General features: G+C 46.8%; 1 protein-coding gene. It reads left to right on the top strand.

The genetic code is table 11. From position 1 onward, the window contains the following. The first annotated feature begins 48 nt into the window (after nucleotides 1-48). A complete protein-coding gene (locus OCU56_RS08845) occupies nucleotides 49-23991 on the top strand; it encodes an LEPR-XLL domain-containing protein (protein ID WP_261872868.1) in 23943 nt (7980 codons plus the stop codon). Nucleotides 23992-24116 lie beyond the last annotated feature (125 nt).

The raw sequence follows: 24116 nt of genomic DNA, 5'->3' as shown, positions 1-24116 counted from the left end.
AATTAGTGTAAGGGTTCTGGTGCCACAGAACCCTAGAAGGTTAAAGTTATGGATAAACAACTGGACGATTTAAACGTTTCAACGCAGGGAAGAAATGCCGTTCACCCCCTTAGATTATCGAGCTTGATGACGGGGATAAATACCGCCATTAAGTCCTCGAAATGGGGGCTAACGCCTGCGCAAAACAACACATTTGCTATCGAGCAGTTAGAACCTAGGCTTTTGCTATCCGCTGATCCATTAGCCACATTAGTGGCCGGCGCTAATGATGTCACTTTACAAGTGATAGAAAACGCCGCCAATGAGCAATATATCCAGCTGATTAACAATCAAGATAATGGCGCGGTACTTGCCGAGCGTAAGATAGATAGCGTAGGCGCCGCCAGTGTTATCACCGTCACTGGCACAGACGAAGATGACACATTTACCGTTGACCAATCTTTTCTTGAACTTGGTGAAAGTAACTTTCTCGTTCAATTTGATGGAGGGGATGGATCAGATACCGTCGCGGTTGGCAGTACAGTCACCACCAGCAATTGGCAAATAAACGGCGATAACGAGGGTAATCTGGGGGATAACGGTAGCGTTGAGTTTTTAAATACTGAAAACATAGAAGCGACCAAAAGTGATGACTCTATTCATGTATTAGCCGCGGTAAATAACAGCTACAACTGGCAAATTGATGCTGAAGGTGATGGCGTTATTTCCACATTGCAAGACGAGCTTGGGGGCATTTTAGATTCAGCCAGCTCAACCTCTATCACCTTTAAGGGTTTTGATGAACTTGGTGGGAGTGGTAGCGATTATCTGGATTATAGTGATTATAGCCAAGGCGTTACCATTGATCTGGAAAACGAACAAGTTACAGGTTTTGATAGTGTCACAGGCATGAACACGCTGATTGGTTCTGACTATGCTGATAGCTTTGTTGGTGATAGTAACAACAATATTTTTGTGGTTGGTTTCGGCGATAGTGTTGATGGCTCTGGCGGTTATGACACGGTGTTATTTAAAGAATCTGGCAGCGCTGGCATTGATCTGAGTGTTCAACTAGACAGTGAAAACGCGGAGATTGATTATGTGTATCAAGGTGGCTCTTGGGATGGCGCAACATTCACAGATACTTTAGATCACACCGTAACTATTTTCGATGTCGCCCTCCTTGCTGCCGAAGGTGGCAGTGGCGATAACTATTTTGATTTTTCCCAATCAGAGTTAGAGGTTCACCTTATGGGGGGGGCCGGTGCTGACACATTATTAGGGGGCTCAGCTGCAGATGTTTTTGTGGGTGGCGCGGGAAATGACAGCATAGATGGCGGTGATGGCACTGATGAAGTCATCACAGTAAGAGCGGCCAATGTCGTTATTGATGGCAATACCATCAAGGTCAGTGATGATGAGGTAGATACCTTAACGGATGTAGAAACAATCTATGTTAAAGCGCTATCTAATGACGATGATATTACTGGCTACACCTTAGATGCAAGGCTGGCAGGTGATTATGATATTACCCTTGAAGGCACAGAGCTTGCGGATACGTTATACGCCTCAGCATATGGGGATACCCTTATTGGGTTGGAAGGGGCTGACACCTTAACCGCCGGTGCTGGTGTTGATACGGTGGATGAGTCATTTTCAGGTCGCGCCAGTATAACGGTTGAAAATGGTAATTACGCGCTGGATCTCTCTCATGGCGCGAATGAAATTATCGCACTTTCTCTCCCCGCTATTACCAGTGGTTCAGGCTATACACTCACTATCGAAGTAAACTCAAACACCTTAGTGACCGACGAAATTACTTGGGATGCTGGCGCTCGTGATGTGTCACGCGCCATCGAAAAAGCATTAGATCTTGCCTATGGTCAATTGATTGTCACCGAACAAAGTGATGGTTGGAGCATTGAGTTTTCAGGGCTGTATTCTGGCCAGCCTTTCATTGATTCGATTACCGCAAGTAACAATGCCACAGCCACTATATCGCAAGTGGGGACTCAAGTATTAGATACCTTAATTGCCTTTGATAGCAGTGATTATATTGAGCTCGAAGGCAGTGTGAGCGCTGATGATGTGGACTTACATGAGTTTTTAGGCAACAGCACCATTTCCACCCTAGCAGGCAGTGACACTATCCGTGGCGCGCAAGGCTCAAATATTATTGACGCAGGGGATGGCAATGATTTTGTAACCATTACAGGGGAGTCTAATGACACGGTTATTGGCGGAGAAGGGGAAGATACATTAACCGCAGATATGAGTGACAACATAGGCACTGCGCACAGCTTTGATCTTGATAATGACCGCTTAATGACCGATCTTGCCACGATTACTTTGCTGGGCTTTGAAAGTGCAGAAATGATAGGGGCCGATGGCAATGATACCTTTGATGCCACAGACTTTTCTGGCTTATCAGAAACCACCAATATAAACCTGCTTGATGGTTGGGCTGATCTTAGCGAATTTTCGTTACTGTTTACGTTAGATGATGATAGTGCGGTTGTTGAAGTCGATACCCAAACCGCACAAACGCTAGAAGAATTGCTTGCCATGATCAATGTAGCCGATGATCGAGAAACAGGCGCTCTGTTCGCCTCGTTTGATCAAGGCACCACACAACTGACGATTACCGGTATTTCAGGGGTAAGTGTGTCCGGTGATGATAACTCTATTTTAAGGGTATTGGGCCTAGATGGCGTATCTGTTGCCAATAACATGGTCACTGGGGTGAGCCTAGGTTTAATGGCCTCACTGCAACTGACGACTCAACGTGGTAACGCAGGAGCAGACAGCTTTATTGGTTCCCAAGGCATGGATCTGTTTGTTATCGATGATGATGACAGTAAAGTTCAAGGTTTAGGGGGGGATGATTCACTATCAACCACCACCACACTAACTCATACTCAAGTGGACATATTTGACGACGCACTCGTTTGGAAAGGGGCTGCGCAAACCGATAAAAGTGTCGCCCTAGAAGATATTGAACACGTCACAGTCGTTGCCACAAGTGGCGCTACTGTAATTGATGCATCTTCTGCCACCATTGATGCAACATTAGATGCCTCAGATACCTCAGCGGCTTTAACTGGGGGGTTAGGGGTAAATGAATTTAGGCTCGATGTGGGTTCTCGAGTTGATGTGGTGAGTGTGACGGTCTCCGATCTTGCGCTGAGCAATGATGTGGTTTTTTATGGGGGTAGCGACGTATTTTCAGTCAGTGATTTTGCATTAGCTGACATTAACGGTGATAACTTCACCTTTGTCAGTGAGTCCAGTGGCGATCTGACCATAGATAGCAATGTGTTTATTGCCGGGCAATCGGTCAAGTTTGACGCGGGGGGTACCATTACGGTCAGTGCTGACGTCAGCACCGATGATCAGAGTGATAGCGCTGGTGATATTGGTTTTTATGCCCGTCATATCAAGATAGATGATGGCGTGAGTATTTCTGCCAAAGGGCTTGCTGTTGGGCAAAATGGCGATATTAATATCATAGCGTCAGACTCCCGAAACAAAATCAAAGGGGTTGGTTTCTACAATTTTGATGATGTCAGTGCCAGCGTGACTATTGGCGCAGCCACTATAGAAGGACGTGATGTTACCTTAGTTGCATTTGCTGAAACTAACCCAGATAGCCCAGTCAATTACGGTGGTGACTCATTAGAGTCTGACGAGTTAAGCATTAAAGATTTCAAAGCCGAATTAGAAAATTTTGCTTTGTTCTTTGGTTACTCTCGTTCACAAGTGGATACCACAGTCACTATTGATGAAGACGCCGTGATTAAAGGCGATAACGTGACTATTGAGTCCCATTCCATAGCCCGCGTGAAATCAGAGCCATTAGCGGTACTATTTTCCGTAGCCATCGGCAGTATTCGCTCTGATGCTAATGTAGAAATGAACGGAACTGTGATTGCTGAAGGGGATGTAGTGATCACCTCTAAGGTTGAGAACTACATGAAGGTGGCAGCCGAACCCTATTATGGTTTTAAAGGGTTTGCCGCCAGTGTCGCCGTGGGTATTTTGGAAAGTGACTCAACCACATTAGTCTCAGACACAGCGCAGATCATAGGCGAAGGGGATCTGGACGTCTCCGCTTATACTTCAGACTTTACTTATGTTGGCGCATTAAGTGATGCGGGTGCAAAAGGGAAACTGGCTGCCAGTGTCGCGGTTCACATTGAACATGGTGATACCAATGCGACGTTAGCAGGAGACATTATCATTGCCGGTGATGTGGATGTGACTGCGGAACACAAGCAAGGCCGAGTAGATGGTGTTTGGGGGACGGAGGTTGAAGCTATTGTCGACCGTGTGCCCAGCATTTTGGATAATTTTAAAGATAAATATAAGCAAAAAGCGGCCAACGTTGCGGCTAAAACCATTTTACCCAACTTTATTACCAAACGGATATCCCCGTCAGACCGACTCAAACCAACCAAATTTACCTTAGGTATCGCCTTTGGCTATGCCGATGATACTAATAATGCCAACGCCTTGATTGGTTTGGCAGATAAAAGCAGTGACATCCAAATAGGCGGCTCACTTGAGCAAACAGCGCAGGTGGAAAGCCGTCAGTTAACCAGTGTTTCATCAACCTCAAGCACTGTGTCACAAATGTCGCAGCTTTCAGGATCTACCGGTACTAAGAGTGAATTTAATCAAGTGCCATTTGGTGGCGCGGTATCGGTAATGATTGCGGATATGGATAATAACGCCAGCGCATTAGTACAGGGTAATACCCAGTTAGATGTATTAGATAAAATAACCTTAGATGCGCAAACTGAAAATTTAACCGGTTTAATCAGCCCAGACACCACCTTTAAATACGTGAAACCTGATTATATTCAGCCTAGCGATATCGACACTGACTACCTAGTTAACCCTAATGATTTAATCGGCTTTCACTACAAAGATTACGACTGGCAACAATCGTCAGAATCAGAGCAACCGGATATTGGCTATTTAGGGGCAGTATATAAATATATTGGTGACGAACAACAGACGTTACGCTTTTCTACTACAGACTTTAGCGATGTCACGCAGTGGGAGTTGCTGGGGGATAAAGTAACCAGTTTACCAAGCCAATTATTAGGTGGCGATTCTGATCTATACCTCATTGATAACACAGTTAAATCTGAAGCGGCAGGCGCAAAAGTGTCCATTGGTCTTAACTTTGGCTATCTCAATGTGTCACAAAACGCCAATGCCAAGGTATTAGGTGGTGCGCAAATAAACCAAAGAACACAGCTAGAAAACAACTTTGATGAGATAACAGAAGCCGCGTACCACGATTTAGTAGACTCCTTCTTAGGTGGACTCTCTTCTGCTGGGCGAGATATCTCGGTCACCTCCAATACCACCAATCAACAAGTGGATTATGTTGGCCTGTTAACGGCGACCAACTCCAACATTCCTATTCTTAAAACTATCTATGAAAAATCGGGCCAATCAGAGTCATTAAACGGCGCGGGCGTCAGTGTATATATCAATACGGTCACCTTAAATAGTCAGGCCATAATTGAAGATGGCGCTATGGTGTACGCAGACGATCTTACACTCGATGCCGACAGTAATGTGTTTGCCATTAACCTTGGTTATTCAGCCGGTTACGGTAAAGGTACCTTAGGGCTATCCGGTTTATTTATTAACAATATTGTAGATACCAATACCCAAGCTCGTATTGAATCGGGTGTGGATTTGCTGGTAGGTACGCGCATTTCTAATGTGGGTGATGTTGAGCGTTTAACCGTTACTGCCGATAACCGTGTGGATATTATTACCATCGCTGGAGGGGGTGCATCGGGTGGCGCTGTGGGGGTGGGGGCCTCTTCTATTGTCAACATAGTGACCAAAGTAACCAAGGCCGAAATTGGCACTCAGGATGCGGCAAGTCGCAGCGGTGATATTGACGTAAACGGCGACGTGAAAGTGGCGGCCAGCAGTGACGGATTTATTATTGGCTCTGCAATTAGTGCCGCGTGGGCAACGGGTAAAGTTGCCCCTTCAGGCGGAGATACACCAAAAACGAACAACAGTTCATACGGCATTTCAGTGTCGGGTGCCTTTATCTTTAATATTGTGGATCACACCACTTCCGCTTCTATCTATAACTTAAATAGCTTTAATGCAGAGGCGTTAACCCTAGAGGCCGTTGATAACTCGGGTGTATTTGCCTTCCCTATTGCTTATTCCAGTTCAGAGGCGCAAAAGTTTGCTTTGGCGGCAGCAGGTATAGGTTTACGCAATGATGTAGACGTAAATATTGATGCGGGTATCTCGGGGGTTAATAATCTGACCTTAGGCAATCTATCCATTAATGCCACCAACAATACAACAGTGGTGAGTGCATCGGTATCGGCGGCTCTTTCAGGGGTAGCCGATACGCCAGAAAGCTCGAATACCACTAGCATTGCCATTACCGGTAATGTCTCGGTAAACAATGTCATTAATGATGTTGATGCCTTTTTAGTGGATATCGATTCCGCTACAATCAGTGGTAAAGATAGCGACAATTTGGCCGTAGATATTGAAGCCAAAGACAGCTCAGAAATTTACGCCGTTGCCCTAGGCGTCGCTTACGCAGGCAATGGTAGCGTAGCGGTCACTTACTCCGAAAATAATATTGATAGTGACATTGATGCATTGATCAGCAATGTGGATATGGACGTAACCATCGGTAAAGTACGTCATCAAGCCAATAGTGAAGCGGATATTTTATCGGTTGCCATTGGCGCAGGTGTCAGTAAAGACACCTCGCCAAACTACGATACCAAAGTAGGCTTGTCAGTGGCGGCTGCCGTGAGCTACAACACGGTGCGCATGAATACCCGCGCCAAAGTACTCGATAGCACCATTACTTTGCCAAGTGAGGATTTAGATACCTCAATAATGGAGGTAAAAGCGCATAACGAAACCGATATTATTGGTGTGGTGGTTGCCCCTTCTATTGGTTTACAAAGTGGCAGCGAAACAACGATTACCTTATCGGGCAGTGGCGCTTCTGTAGAGAATGAAGTCTATGGCGACACCATTGCTCAAGTTGATGGCAGTACCATTGATCAGCTGACTACCACGAACGATCCATCATCGGCCGATACGGGGTTATATGTTAGCGCTGATGCCGATGGTGATATCAGTGCTACGGTCATTTCGGCGTCCATAGCCTGGGCTGGCGCGACCACAGGTACGGGGGTCTCAGGTGGTATCGGAGTCGCTTTAGCGCAAAACCGCATTGGAGATGACAGCGGTAGTGCGAATGCGATTAGTGCCACGATTACCGATTCGAGTGTCGATATTGCTGGCGCGGTAGAGACTTACGCTGAAAGCAAACAAGAAATTACTGCAGCTGTTGTTGCAGCCTCAGTGGCTTTAGCCAATTCAAATGATGGTGTGGCTGGCGCGTTAAGCGGCGTTGGCGCATCCACTGAAAACTCAGTGATGATTGATACCACTTCAGGTATTACCGCAGTGGAAGCTGACCATGTTATCAAAGCGGGTTCCATCTCTGTTGAGGCGAAAGATACTAGTTCAATTACCAGTGCGGTGGTGGGTGCATCCATTGCCGGTACTTTCTCTGCATCATCGGGCGCGGTCAGTTTAAGCATCGGTGTGGCACTGGCTGAAAACGATATCGACAATGATACGGTTGCGTTAATTGATAACGTTGATATTGGCGCAAGTGATGACCGAGCAGGCAGTGTCAGTGTGATTGCGACGTCTAACGCGACCATTACCGCGACTTCAGTTGCGACCTCTTTTGCTTTAGGTTGGGGGTCGGGCACCATTTCTGCAACAGGCGCAGGTGCAAATGCCATCAATGCTATTGCCGGCTCAACGAAAGCTTCCATCGCAAACAGCCAAATATACAGCTCTGGCGATATTTCAATTAATGCCAGCAATACCTCTAAGGTCAATGCTGAAATCGCTGCCGTTTCTGTGGCAGGTGCTGTCGGCACTGATGGCGGATTGGGTGTCTCGATTGGCGCCGCAGAAACTGAAAATAATATTGGCTCGTCAGGCAATCGTTTGTCTGTGATCGCGAGCGTTATTGATTCCGATATCGATACGTCAGGTAATATTACCATTACCTCAACGGCTGATTTGGATATTGATGCAGGAGTAGGCGCAGGCTCAATGGCCATTGCCGCAGGAGGCAGTGGTGTTGGTGTCGCAGCATCTGGTACCGGCGTCAGCGCCCTTAATGAGATTTATGCCAACGTTGATGCTTATATTGATAACAGCTCTGCGGCCAATCAAACCATAAAAGGTGCGTCGCTAACCCTTAATGCCAGTAACGTGTCTGATATTGACGCAGACGCCGCTGCAGCATCAGTTGCAGCAGGCTTTGCTTCGGGTGGCGCAGCAGCCGTTACCATTGGTGTCGCATTAGCTCGCAATGAAATTGACAACAATACTCGCGCTTATGTTGCTGGCGCGGATGTGGATTTAGGCACTGGGGCATTAGATATTGATGCCTCAACCGATAACACCATTGATTCTCTATCAGTAGCTGCATCTCTAGGGGTTGCGTTTGGTTCCAGTGGCGGTTTATCGATTAGTGGTGCGGGTGCTAATTCCATTAACTCGATTCATGGCGAAACACTGACTTATCTTGATGGAGTCGATGTTGAAAATGCAGGCGCTGTGACGCTTGATGCAGAAAATACCTCTGATATTAGCGCAACGGTGGCATCGGTATCGGTTGCTGGTGGCGGCGGTTCAGGAGGCGGTATTGGTGTGTCGATTGGTGCATCAGTTTCTGAAAATGAAATCGGCACGTCAGGTGATAGGCTCTCTATTGCTTCGTATATTCAAGACTCAAGTGTTAATGCTTCCGGTGATTTATCACTGACAGCAAGTGGTGATATGACCATTTTTGCCGGTGTTGGCGCGGGCGGTATGGCAGTGGCAGGGGGCTCCGGTGGCGGTCTTGCGGGCGCAGGCTCTGGCGTTTCGGCAACCAATGATGTTTATGCTGCAGTTGCAAGCTATATCGATAATTTAAACGCGGCTAGCGCAACCATTAGTGCTAACAGTATTTCAATCAGTGCAACCAGTGAATCAACCATTACTGCGGAGCTAGGCTCGGCTTCTTTAGGTATTGCAGCTGGTGCTGGCGGTGCTGGAACACTTACCATTGGTATTTCTATTGCTGACAATACCATTGATGTGAATACATCCTCTTATCTATTAAATGCAGGCTCAGTAGACAGCAGTGGCGCGATCAGCGTTTCTTCTTCAACAACCAATGATATTGATGCAACCTCGGTTGCGGCAACCGCTTCTTTTGCTGCAGGCGCTGGCGGCGCAGTTTCCATTAGTGGTGCGGGCGCAGAAGCAGTCAATAGCATCAATGGTGAAACACTGGCCTATATTGAAGGCTCGCAAATTGATAGCGCAAGCCAAGTTAGCCTCACAGCTTCCGATACCTCTGATATTGATGCCACGGTAGCAGCGGTTGCGGTTTCCGCAGCGGCAGGTGCGAGTGGTGGTGTTGGTGTCGCGATTGGCGCGGCGCTTGCCAGTAATAACATAGGTAATAGCGGCTCCCGTCAAGCGGTGCGCTCTTATGTGAAGAACAGTGGTATTACGACCACAGGTGCGCTTAACCTTGATGCTGACGGAAACATGACGGTATTCTCAGGGGTTGGCGCAGGTAGTATGGCCATTTCTGGTGGCGCCGGTGGTGGTGTATCGGGCGCAGGTGCAGGTGTTAGTACTGTCAATGATATCTATACCGACGTAGAAACCTATATCGATAATAGTTCAGCTTCTAGCAAGATCATTAGCAGTAGTTCTGTTGATTTAGATGCTGATAATACCAGTAAGATTACAGCCGATGCTGGCGCCGCTTCATTAGCCGCCGCATTTGGCGCAGGTGGTGGCGTTTCTTTAAGTGTTGGTGTGGCGCTGGCTGAAAATACAGTGGATGCCAACACATCAAGCTATATCACTGACGTTGGCGAGCTAAGTAGCGGTGATATTAGCGTGACCGCAACGACTGATAACACCATTGATGCAACGGCCGTTGCAGCTTCTATTGCCGCGGCTGGCGGCGTTGGTGGCGGGGTCGCGATTAGCGGCGCTGGCGCTGAAACAGTCAATTATATTTATGGTGAAACGCAGGCTTACATTGCAAATAGTGCCCTCGGTGAATCGGCGGATAGCACTGTAGGCAATGTCGATGTCAAAGCGGACAACACCTCGAAAATCAACTCAACAGTGGCCGCTGTTTCAGTGGCGGGTGCTGGCGGTGCAGGGGGTGGTCTTGGGGTGTCTCTTGGCGGTTCAGTTGCGGTGAATGAAATTGGCGCAGACAGCGATCGCATTGTAGTAACAAGCTACGTTGATAACAGTGAACTGTACGCCTCTGGCGCGCTTGAAATTGATTCGACGTTAGATATGACCATCAACTCAGGCGTAGGCTCAGGCAGTGCGGCTGTCGTTGGCGGTGCAGGTGGCGCAGCAATTTCTGGCGCAGCTGTGCGCGTAGAAAACGAAGTCTATGCTGACCTTGATAGTTATATTCAAGACAGCACTCAAGTAACTGCAACCGATATATCAGTCACTTCATCAAGCACTTCCGATATAGATGCTACGGCCGCAGCTGCTACCATTGCTGGCGCATTTGCACCGGCAGGTATTGCCATTTCAATCGGCGCATCTCGCGTGGTCAATATTGTTGATGTTGACCTTAATAGTGACATTGATAATTCAAATCTGCAGGGCAGTGGTGATTTCACATTAACGGCTAAAACAACCGATGATGTATTTACCACCGGTGTCGCCGCTTCCGTTTCATTAGGGCTGGGCTTTTCTGGCGCTGGGGTATTTGTTGAAAGTGACGTGACGGGTGATATTGGCGTTAGTATGACCGATTCTGATATTGAAGCGGCAGGTGACGGCACCGTTAAAGCCATTGCCAGTGCTGAGCAAACCTCAGAAGCGTATGGTATATCGGCTGGGTTTATTTCCGCCGGTGTAGTGTTTGCCGACAGTAATACCGATATCGATACTCTAGTTACTCAGTCTAATACCGACTATCAAGGGGGCGATCTGAGTATCGTTGCCAAAGCCACAGAAAATAATTATGTGCTGGCGGTTGCCGGTAGTGGCGGCGTGTTAGCTGGCGCAGGTGTTGGCGCTGATACCACGTCCACCAGTAATACCCAAGTCACTGTCGATGATGAATCTTCGATTATTTTAGGTGAAGAGTCTGGCGATGGCATCTTAGATATTAAAGCAGAACATATTGCTCAATTTGATGCCAAAGTGGTCGTGGCATCCGGTGGGTTGTTATCAGGTTCGGGCGCTGAAATTGATCATGATGTGACAGCCGATGTCACCGTGACCTTAGGTGATGGAGCAAGTAACAGTGATAATTTGCTTATCACAGCATCGGATATCAATGTTGATGCAATCAACCGCGCCGAGAAAAACCAAGACGGAAGAATTGATGTGGTTGCGGTTGGCCTTGCCAGTGCGGCAGGTGCAGATAGCCGAACGGTTCTGGATATGGCAACCACCATTGATGTTGGTGATGATGCAAGTCTAACGGCCTGGGGCAGTGGTGACAGCGATGGTATAGCCCTTAATGCGCTAAACGATTTAGATATTACTGATAAGGTGGTTCTTAATGCCACTGGCGCATTAGCCGGCACGGGTGCAACCGTTAAAATCAGTGATGATGAGCTCCTTGCCAAGGTCCGAATTGGCCAAAATGCTATTTTAGAATCAGAAGGCGATGTACAAATATCAGCGCGCGGCCAAGGTACGGCTGTGGGCAATGTTGAAGCGGATTCGAGCGGTGCAATTTCGGTATCTGTGACTAATTCAACAGTCAATATTACCCCAGTCAATACCGTACTCATTGATATGGGCGCAGATATTACCGCTTATGGTGATATGAATATTTCTGCAGGTACAGATACGGACTTTAATCGTGATGACTATAAAGTTCATGCGCTAATAGACAGTTTCTCGGATAGCGTCATTCCAGTAGATGATGCCGGCGCGTATGCCACGCTATCACAAACCAACAGTATTACCGTTGCCTCTGGCGCGCATGTCAAAACTGCCCGTCAAATGAATTTACATGCTGAGCGTTTTGGTTATGCCGATATGGATGCACAAACCAAAACGGTTAACTGGGCGTCAGCGCTTGGTGGCACTGCCGACCTTGGCGGTGAAGTGACCATTGGTACCACAGGTACCGTCAATAACGCCGGTACGCTTGAAACCGGTATTGGCCGAAACCAATCCATCGAATTTATTAGCTTAAATGACGATGGAACGGTTGATGAAGTGACGCAAACCGATGGTATTAGCTTCTCAACCTCTATCGAAGCATTAAGCTCTAGCTTATTTGAAGACCTTGAATACGCAGAAGAACAGCTGTCTATTTTCAATGATGGTGAAGATTCTGATACCGATATCGAAGCCTTCTATAAATCTGAAATCACTCGACTGCAAGCCGAACTACTTGATAAAGGCTTAATGGATGTCAGTGCCAGCGGTGATTACTTTGCTGTTTCACTTTCAACATCGGTTATCACAATTGATGATATTCACGCCGAAGCGGGCCGCATTGATATTCGCTCTGGCGAGTTTGAAGATACCGGCAGCGTGCTATCACCTGGTGATGCATCGGTATCGATTCTTAATCACACCTTAGCCTCGTTGGTCGTTAACGATATCACTATCCCGCAAGAAAATGGTGGCGTGTATCTTAATGGTGAGCGTCAAGATACGGGCGTGGATGATGAGCCTCTTATCAGCATTATTAACGATGTAGATTTAGATTTAGCGCAAGCAGAGCTTGCCATTAGCCTACCAGATAATAATGCGATATTAACTTGGCCTTCAATTACCTTAAATGGTGAAGTGACCAATAGAAGCGGTAGCTTAGAGCTGAAAAGTTTAAGCGGTGAAGATTCCACTACCTTAGGTAAAGGCGACATCAATATTTATGCTGATATTGATGTAAAAGAACAAGTCATTATGACTGGCGGCTCAACCGTTATTAGCCTGCCACCGGGTTCGGTCTATTCAGTTGATGGTTCTGAATACGCAAAATGGAATGAAGAAATTGGTGATGATGGCCTTAGTGAGGCGTCAGATTCTGAGATTGATGATCTGGTTGGACGTGAAATTACCGGCCCGAGTATCTATGCAGACAATATCTCGATTACAGCTGAATACATTAACATCAATGGCAAAATTCAAAGTGGTAAAGAAAGCTTCACTTTAGAGATTGATGAATCCCTAGAAGATACTATTGATGGACTGCGCGCTGATGGCGCAACTGGCCTCATTCGCCTAGATGTCGATAGCGAAGATTTCTCAGTATTTTACGATGCCACAAACGATCAAATCGTGGTTGGAGATATGCGAGTCAGCGGTGGTTACATCGAGCTTGAAGGGCATATTTTAAATACCAATACTAATTCAGAAATTGAATTACTTGGTGGCTACGCCGATATTGACGTGGTGAACAGCACCGACTTAGATGTGAAAATTCTAGGACTGGATGCATCACAGCGCGGTCAAGGTACGCTTATCATTAGAGATAAGGCGAAAGGTACTTCTGACAACCCTCTTGAAACCACTTATATCAAAGATGAAAACGGCGTAACGGTAACCACCAATGGTGTGGAAACGTCTGGATCTGATGATATGACCTATGACCCTAAAACGGGCTGGCGTTATTCTTGGACTATGGGCCAAGAGCAATTTGAGCGTCGCTATACCACAGAGGCAACCTCGTCTTGGCTAGGTATAGATGCGTTTGCTAAAGATCCTGATGATGTGGTCTTTGATGGCGACCCTGAGCCTTTAGGTCCTGCGACACTGCGTGGTGAAGGTGCTTATTTTGAATATGTACCAAGTGATTCTGATGATGACTATACCTTTGATACCAACCATATTGAGCTGTCGTCAGAAACCTCTTTAGTACGTAAGTGGACGAAGAGTACTTGGTGGGGCAAGAAAACCTATTACGCTAAATTTGTTAACGAGAGTAAGGTTCGTGATGAATCTACGCACTCGATTAAAGCGGATTACGGCGTGGCGATTACCTTCACTGGTAAAGAAGCCGGATCAATTGATATTGTTTCCAATCAAGGTGGGGATGTCATTGTTCAAGGCGCTATTAGTAATACGCAAGGCACCACAACCATAACCACTAATGCCGATATTTATACCCAATCGACAGGTTCTGTTGGTGGTAACAATATCGAATTAATCGCCTCAAATATTGGTGGCGTTGCTCAAACCAATGTTGATGGCAGTATTGATGCTTCAATTACCGCTCTAAACACCAACCTAAATAATGATGGCAATGGCGGTATTACGGCGCGCACTTATGGCGGTCGCATCAACATTGTGGAAACGGATGGCCCATTGGTGGTCAACAACATCACCTCGGCCAGCAGTTATGGTTTGGCAACCGATACCGGTGGACAAGTTTACCTTTCGGCTGTTGGCGGCGTAGAAGGTCAATCGGGTGAGACTGGCCTTGTGCGTGGTGGCACCATATTGATCAATTCTGAAGCCCACGTAGGCACCTCGTCTCAAGCCTTGGTAATTGATAGCGGCGAGTTAAATACCGATAGCGTGAGTGTGATTGCCATCAATGATATCTACTTAACGGAGCTAGATGGCAACTTCTTAGCCAAAGAGATCAGCAGTAGTTCAGGGGATGTGTCTATTACCGTCTCTCAAGGGTCACTGGTGGATGCGAACAATACCACCGCTCGTGATGAGCGTACTTATGAAGAATTAAGTACCGGCCTTTGGCAGAACCTGGGTCTAATTGAAGGCAGTGATACCGCGCAAGATAAAATTGATAATGTCATTGATGCGTATGTGACCGCTCGTGAAATGGAATACAGCACCTATTGGAATATCCGCAATGGTCAATTTGATGGCGTTTATACCGCCGATGAAGAAGTTGCGTTAAGTGCTGATGAAGAAGAATACTATCGTGAAGTGTATGAAACGATTGGCTTGGAAGATGGCTTAACGGATGTTGAGCTTGAGACCTTTGTTGATGATGCAATTCAAACACTGGTGAACAAACGCACCGCTGAGTATCACGCTCTGCATGCCAGTTATGGCGCAGATGATTATGACTCAGAGTATGAATATCAACTCAGTGACGAGCAGCGCGCTGAGCTAACAGGCAGTGTGCATGTTTGGACCGAAGATGAGCTAACAAACCTAATTAGCGGCAGTTTGCTTAAACCGATTACCAATACCCAAGCTTCTATTGAAGATGCCAATATTTCGGCTGGTGGAAACATTACTATCATCACCAAAGATGATATTGGTAGCGCAGTGGGTTCGGTGGAAATCGACCTTGATGGTGACTATAGCGATGATGAGCGTGTGCAATTGGCCGCCGCTGAGCGAAATGATGTTTACTTCTTGCTAAGTGAACGTGCACAAAGCGTTGAAGTGGATGTGGTTGAATCTGATAGCGGTGATTCTTTAGTCCGTGAATCAGGCAGTTGGATTGCCGATGGTTTTGTTGCAGGCATGCAAATTCGCATTGCGGGTGACAGTGGTAACGCCAATGATGAAGGCAGCTTCTACGAAATTGCTGCGGTTACCGCCGATACCATGACGCTAACCTCTACGGCATTAAGTGTTGAAGTTGCGGTCATTATGGATGTCGCCGCCATTAGCAGTACTCCGGATCTCAGCACCTTGATTAATACTCAAGATCAAACATGGGAAAGTTTAGGTTTAGTCCAAGATAGCTTTGTCTCTATTGGTTCAGAGGTTTATCAAGTAAACCGCATTGCGGCAATGGTCATCGATTTAGAAGAGGTTGATCCAAGCATTGCTTCTTCGATTATTGCGTTAAATGCAGCCGATTATCGCATGGCAAGTGTGACTAAAATTGTCATCGATCAGCGTGAAGATATCGATGTTTTGGTTACCGGCACGATAAGTGCGACAGCAAGTGGCAATGTGTATCTGGGCTCTGAGCAATCCATGATGATTGACTCAATATCGGGTGATAACGTACGCATTAAGTCAAAACAATCGTTAACTGATGAAACCGGCACTGTCGCTTCAGTTTCTGCCACTAGCACGCTGATTCTTGAAGCAGGCTCTGGCGCTATTGGTAGTGCAAGCAATCGATTTAATATTGACCTTGCAGATGATGCAACCCTAACTGCTCGTGCGCAGCAAGATATTTATATTACTGAAATTAACTCCGACTTAAATATTGCGACCATTTACTCAAGTGGTGGCACGGTCGATCTACAAGCACTGAACGGGTCTATTTTAGATAGCTTTGATCATGAATATGAGAATATTCGAGCTCAAGATATTGTGCTTACAGCAGATGCTGGAAGCATTGGTGTACTGGGCAATTTACTGGATATCAACTTAACCGGTGGCGTATTAAATGCATCGGCATTAAATGATATTCGCCTTAATGAAACTGACGGCAACCTTGATGTTGACCATGTTGAGTCAACTCAAGGTGATGTAGAACTGATTGCGCACCTGGCTATTTTAGATGGCGTTGTGGACGAGGCCTCTGAAATTGCGGATGTGGTAGGGGCAAGCATTTCCCTAACGGCGCGCTTTGATACGGTCGGCCAAGTGGGTAATGATCTTGAAGTGGATTCAGGTTCAACTGAAGGTGAAAACCTGACTGTTTCAAGTGCAAATAATACCCATCTAACAGAAACTCGTGGCGATCTTTACTTAAATAGCATTGAAACGGGCATTGCTGCGATAGCCTTTATCGCCGCACCTGCCGGTCGTATTCTCAATGATAATGCCAGTGGCGATAACGTTGTTGCAGGTAAGACTTACCTATTTGCTTCTCTGGATATTGGTAGTGCGGATAAAGCGCTATCGACTCAGGTGGGTAACATTCAAGGTCAATCGACCACAGGCAGTACTTATATAGAAAATACCGGCGCACTGAGTGTGGGTGGTGTGGTTGATGGCATCAGCAATGGTTTTGCCGCAGGTGGTGAAATCAACATGATTACCCGCAGTCCATTAACGGTTGAGCAAAGTATGCTGGCAGGCGAGGACATTAATCTGACCTCAACCGATAACTCTGACAATGATGATATTACCATTGCATCGGGCGTGACTCTTGAAACCTCAGCCAACATCAATATTAACTCCGGTGATGGCTTTACCTTGCAATCAGGTGCTGTACTGGATGCGGACTTAAACATTAATATTCAAGTTGATGATGGTGATACTGGTAATCAAGATCTATCAGGTGCAACTATTGATCTTCAAGGATCAATGACCGCAGCTGGCGACATCAATATTAACGGCGCAGATGATCAAGACAGTTTGATTATTCAAGGCATGTTACAGGCTGAAAATATTGTGGTTAACATGGGTGCAGACAATGATTCTGTGCTGGTGGATACGCAAACACTTGTCGGTGATACCTTTATTAATCTGGGCAGTGGCGATGATGCGATTACCATTAACCAGTTGAATACTCGTGAAGATCAGTTAGTGCTGGATGGTGAAGGTGGTACCGATAGCTACATCATCAACCGCAGTGGCACAGATAAAGATTACGTTATTGATGTGCAAGACTCTGGAGCGGCTAATGACGGGGCGGATGTATTAACGCTCAATGGACTTGCCAGTGATGATACCTTCTTAATTCGCGCCAATTTTGTGGCGGCAATTAATGATGATGGCAATGGCGGTTATAGCGACGCGGTTGAGCGCATTAACTATGACGGCAATATCAATGCCCGCCTTATCATCAACGGTTTAGATGGCGAAGACAGTTTCTACAGTGACGATACCGGCACAATTGTGACTCTTGATGGCGGCGCGGGTAATGATACATTCCAAGTAGGTCAACTATTTGGTAGTGATCGTCAAGCCTCTCTTGGCATGGTGGCCGCAGGTGATGAAATTGAAACCACAGAAACGACCCTTGGCTTTTTAAGCAATGGTAATAGCCTACCTATGGTTATTTATGGTGGCGATGGTGAAGACAGTATTAAAGTCTACTCAAATCAGGCGGTGACTAAGCTTTATGGTGAAGCCGGTGATGATAGCTTTGTTGTACGTGCCTTCTTGCTGGCCGATAGTGGCTTAACCAATAGCAGTGTCGATGTTGAACTGTTTGGTGGTGATGGCGCAGATACCATTGAGTACAGCATCAATGCGGCGCTGAAAATTGATGGCGGCGCAGGCAGTGATAAAGTGGTCGTGTTGGGCACAGAAGGTGATGATAGCTTCATGATCACCGAAGATGGCATCTTTGGTGCTGGCCTTAACATTAGCTATCAAGGAGTTGAGTTTGCCGAGCTTGATGGCCTAGAAGGGGATGATACCTTCTATGTGTTGAGTACCAATGCCGATGTTGAAACCACCATTATTGGCGGCCTTGGCGCAGACGTATTTAACGTGGCCAGTGATGTCACTCAATCCATCGTCTCTTATTCTGTCGAAGGACGTAGCAGTTTTATCAACCACAGTGTGTTTAGTGATGATGACGCTTATAACGGCATTTTTGTTGATGGTGTCTCTCTTAATGTTGCAAGCGAAGAGAACGGCGCGATTGCGATCAGTAACCAATCCTTGTTGGTTGATGAAGATGGCATGACAGATAGCTATGAGTTATCTCTAAGTGTTGACGAGCCGAATGTGGCAACCCTTGCTTATGTAACGGTATCCGCGGCGCGCGCTTCTACGAGCGACAAAGACAATAGCAATGGACAGGCATCGAGTGTGCTGGTTTCTATCGATAATATTAACTTTTATGAATCATTAGTCGTGACCTACCAATCAGGTGTTAACTGGCAAGATAGCACGCAAATATTTGTGAAAGCCATCGATGACAGCGCGATGGAAGGTGAGAGCGAATACGTCATCAGCCATAGCGTCAGCAGTGACAATCCTGACTTTGATAACCTAGATATCGCTAATGTTGAAGTTCGTGTATTTGACAATGACCAAGCCGATATTATTTTGATGGCTCAAGGTGATGAGCAAGTCACCGAGGGCGGCACGGCGGCGCAGTTTGATGTGCGACTATCCACTCAGCCTGAGATTGGCGAAGTGGTCACGGTCTCTTTAGCTGAGCTTATTGGTAGCGGTTTAAGTGGTCAATTATCCCTTAGCGATAGCGAATTAACTTTTGATCACAGTAATTGGGATCAGGTGCAGAGCTTTAGCGTGACTGCAGTGGATGATGCTGATGTAGAAAATCTGTATCAAGGCAGTGTTCAATTAAGCGCAACCAGCAATGTTGCGGATTCTGATTACAACCAATTAGATGATGTTGAGCAGATTCTATTTGTCACTGATAACGACAGCGGCGCCGTGATTGTGACCCAAACAGACGGTTCAACGCTGGTTAGCCAAAATCAGGATGATGACTACAGCCTAGTGCTGAGCAAAGCGCCAACGGATGCGGTGACCATTAATTTACTTAATGATGGTCAGACCTTATTTAGCAGTGAAGATCCTCGCTTTAATGCTGATGACAATACCGTCACCTTTGATGCGGATAATTGGAATCAGCCAATTACCATTACTCTTTCTGTGAATGATGAATATCAAGAACAAGATGCACAGCCTGTGCAGAATCCACCATTGCAACCGCATACCTTAACCGGTATTCAAGGCAAGTTGATTATTGAGGGTGGTGTGCCTGAAGGTAAGGCTCGCGCACTCAGTGTCGCCATCATGTTGCCAACAGAAATTGATACTGAATTGCCAATCAACAATATTGAGGTAAGTGAAGTTCTGCAAACGGATGTACTTAACATCTTTAATGACGGCAGTTTAGAAAATGACAGTGGTGTATTGAGCGACACAAGCCTAACGGGCTTAGGCATGGGTGTTGGCATTGAATACGCTGATGTTGAAGTGGTGGAACTGTTCTTAGGCCAAGGTGATGACAATCTTGTGGTAGAAGATACTGCAGCTGAAGTGATTACGGTGGTCCACGGTGGTGGCGGTAGCGACACGCTAAGTGTGACCGGCAGTGATGAAGATGGCGTGCTAATTTTGTTTGGTGATACTGGACAAAATGGCTTTGCCTACAACGCAACATCAGATGAAAAAACTGACAGCGCTCGTGAATTTACCAACCCAGGTAATGATGTTATCGATGCATCAGGCGCGGGTGGCACAGTCACTTTATTTGGCGGTGCTGGTAATGACACCATTATTGGCAGTGAATATGGCGACCATATTGCCGGTGGTTCAGGTAATGACCAGATCTTTGGCCTAGGGGGCGACGATCATATCTATGGTGATGCAGGCTTTAATATTGATGTCTCAACCCGATTAGATTTAAGCACGCAGATTCTGAGTGTCGTGAATATTGCCGATCTTGAAAACGATAACCTTGATACCTCTGATGTATTGACAGTGGGCAATGACAGCATCGATGCCGGCATTGGTGATGATATTGTGATTGCAGATAAAGGCGTCATTAACCAAGTGGTCGATACCAACCGTATTCTGTCTACTTCATTTGCTGATGTTACAGAAGTGACGAACAGCGGATTTGTTAATGGTGGCAGCGATACCCTAGTGGGTAATGGCGGTAATGACATCCTGCTAGGGGGTAATGGCAGTGATTACCTGTATGGCGGCAATGGCCCTGAAGGCAGCGCGATTACTGGCGATGACCAAGATATTATTTTAGGTGATATGGGCAGTGTGCAAGTTGATACTGGCATAGTGACTTTCATTAATACCTCTGATACCGAGCAAGGCAGTAATGATGTCATTTACGGTGATGCTGATGATGATATTATCCTCGCTGGCGCGGGCAATGACTATGTAGAGTCAGGCTCGGGTAATGATTGGGTGTTGGGCGACTTTGGTGAAGTTGACCTGCGTAACAGCGCCATCATTTTGAAAACAGAGCAAGGCGATGAAAACGCGTCTGGTAACGATGAAATCCACCTTGGTACTGGCAACGATAGTGTGTTGGGCGGCCTTGGCAATGACACCATTACCTCTTTATTAGGTAATACCCATCTTATTGCTGATAACGGCACTCTAACTTACGACGTGAACAGTGATGATAGCTGGACTTTAGTTAACGCAACCTCACTAGACTCAACCCTAGGCGGTAATGACACAGTTAGCTTAGGTGATGGTGACAATCTAGTGATTGGTGGTAAGGGACAAGATACGATTACCACAGGTAGCGGCCGCGATACTGTGATCGGCGATAACGGTCAGGTTGATTTAATTGATGGCGTAATTCGCACCATTCAAAGCAGTGATACTGATAACACGACAGCCGGTGGCGATACCATTAAAGTCGGTGCAGGTGATGACCGAGTGATAGCCGGTCTTGATAGTTATATCGAAGAGTACTTTGAAACGGTTGATGGTATTGGCATGAGTATTAGCTTTGTCAGCGATACGGTGCAGTCCGATTCAGGTAACACACAAGTGCTTGCTGACAACGGTATCCTAACCTACAACGAACACGGCATTTTAATCCATGCCATATCGACCGAAACCAATATTGGTGGTGATGATGAAGTGACCCTAGGTGAGGGTGATAATCTGATTATCGGTGGTTTTGGTTCCGATACTCTGCTGACCGCTGGTGGTAACGATCTTATCTTTGGTGACAATGCGCAAGTGAGCTTTGATGATGCCGGTGTGCTGATTCAGGCAGAGTCCATTGCACTAGCGCAGGGTGGTGGTGACCGCATTGATGCGGGTGACGGTGATAACAGTGTGATTGCCGGTTTTGGTGATGATGATGTGATGACTGGCAGTGGCGCAGATGTGGTCATTGGCGATAACGGTCAGCTTGATTTAATTGATGGCGTGATTCGCGTGCTGCAAAGCACTGATACGGATAATGCCACCGCAGGCTCAGACACCATTCAAGTGGGCACAGGTTTTGACCGCGTGATTGCCGGCCTTGGCAGTGACAGTGTGCAGTCAGATTCTGGCGACACCCATGTACTGGCTGATAACGGCATTCTCACTTACAACGCACAGGGCATTTTGACCCAAGCTCTAAGCACACAGCCTAATCTAGGTGGTGATGATGAAGTGATTGCGGGCCTTGGCGATAACCTTGTCATCGGCGGTTTTGGCGCAGACACGATATTGACGTCTAACGGCGCTGATACGCTAGTGGGTGATAATGGCCAATTAAACTTTGATAATGCAGGCGTATTACTACAAGCCAAATCCATTCAGTTAAGCCTTGGTGGTGACGATGTTATCAATGCAGGCAATGGTCACAATCTTGTGATTGCGGGCATTGGAGATGATGAAGTGACCACCGGCAGTGGCGCAGATGCGGTCATTGGTGATAACGGTCAGCTTGATGTGGTCAATGGCGTCATTCGCGTGATGCAAAGCCTTGACAGAGATGAAAGCACAACAGGTTCAGACACCATTAATCTTGGCTCTGGCAATGATAGCGTGATTTCCGGTCTTGGCAGTGACAGTGTGGTGTCCGATTCAGGCAACACTCAAGTGCTTGCCGATAATGGGCAGCTTATCTATAACGCGGCCGGTATTTTAACCTTAGCTAGAACCACCGAACAAGAGCGAGGTGGTGATGACACGGTTTCTCTGGGTGAAGGGGATAACCTCGTTATTGGGGGGAATGGCTCTGATGTGATTAATACCGCCAATGGCGTAGATGTCATCATAGGGGATAACGGACAATTTATCTTCGATGACCAAGGGGTATTGATTCAAGGGAAAACCACGGCCATTGAGCAGGGCGGATCGGATACCATCAATGCCGGCAACGGAGTCAATCTGGTGCTAGGGGGTTATGCTAACGACCACATTACCACAGGTGATGATAATGATATTGTCATCGGCGATAACGGTGAAGTGGATTATGTGGATGGTGTGCGTCGTCTTATCGCCACTACTGACACTAGCAACGAAACCGGTGGTGGTGATGTGATTACCTTAGGGGGTGGTGAAGACCATGCTATCGCTGGGGTAGGTAATGATGAGGTGTTCAACGCCTCTGGGGAAACCATCATTATTGGTGATGATGGCTATATCACTAATGACAGTGATGGACGATACATTACCGTAGCCACGGGCAATACTGGCATTGGTGGCGCAGACTTACTGGTGGGAGGGGATGATCGTGACATCATCTTCGGTGGTTATGGCGCGGATGAAATCAATGGCGGAGCTGGGGATGACATGCTTGGTGGTGATGGTTCAAGAGTGAGCCGAGCCGAAGATGGCACCATTATCTTTGAAGCCATAGACCTATTTGTTGGGGGAAATGACACCCTTATTGGTGGTGCCGGACAAGACCGAATGCAAGGGCATTTTGGTAATGATTTCTTTGATGCTAACTTTAGTGAAGATGTCTTAATCGGTGAATACGGTCGATTTACCTTTGTGGAAGTGGATGGGGAAAGCGTACCTGAATCCATTATTTCTCTGGCAAATGGTCAACTCGACCTAATTCGTGCCCTGCAAATGGGCTTATTTAGTGGTTATTCTGCCGATGTGTATGAGAAATCAGCGTATCGCGAAATATCAAAACAGAGAGTGACGCAACAGAGCGACGAGGTGATCGCCTTTACCGAAGAAGCGGAATTGGCCTTTGCTCAGATGGGGACGGCATTTTTACCAACCGGTTCGGGTGGAGCAACAGCGCCAGTAGCGCCAGTTAATGGTGCTGACACTGCGCCAGAGCAAGCGCCACAAGAGGCTGTACCACAAGCTATACCGCAAGAAGCCGCACCACAACAGCCCGTAACTGAAAAAACCAACCCTGAGCAGGACGTCGCAAAGCAGGTTGTAGAAGCTGAAATAGCCACTGAACAACGGGTCCCACAGCAAGATCAACTGGAACATGGGCAGCATGCTCATGCTAGCATTAATATTGAAGCGGCTGTAGCCAGTGTAGCGGGAGCGGCAAGCTGGATGGTGGCGAAGTCGAATGGCAAAAACGGCACAAAAAATAATGATGCAAAATGGGTGAAAGGCGTGCGTCGCGGTTAGTTTCTAGTTTGTTTCTAGACAGTTAGGCAAACCAAGGCTAACTTTAAATTAAGGCCGTGCTTTCGGGCACGGCTTTCTCATGGAGTATGAGGATGCCGCTCACGACTGAGTGGACGGTAGAGCAA

Origin of the sequence: Vibrio rarus (assembly GCF_024347075.1) — a bacterium.
Taxonomy (GTDB): domain Bacteria; phylum Pseudomonadota; class Gammaproteobacteria; order Enterobacterales; family Vibrionaceae; genus Vibrio; species Vibrio rarus.
This window is presented reverse-complemented; position numbering and strand designations above follow the sequence as displayed.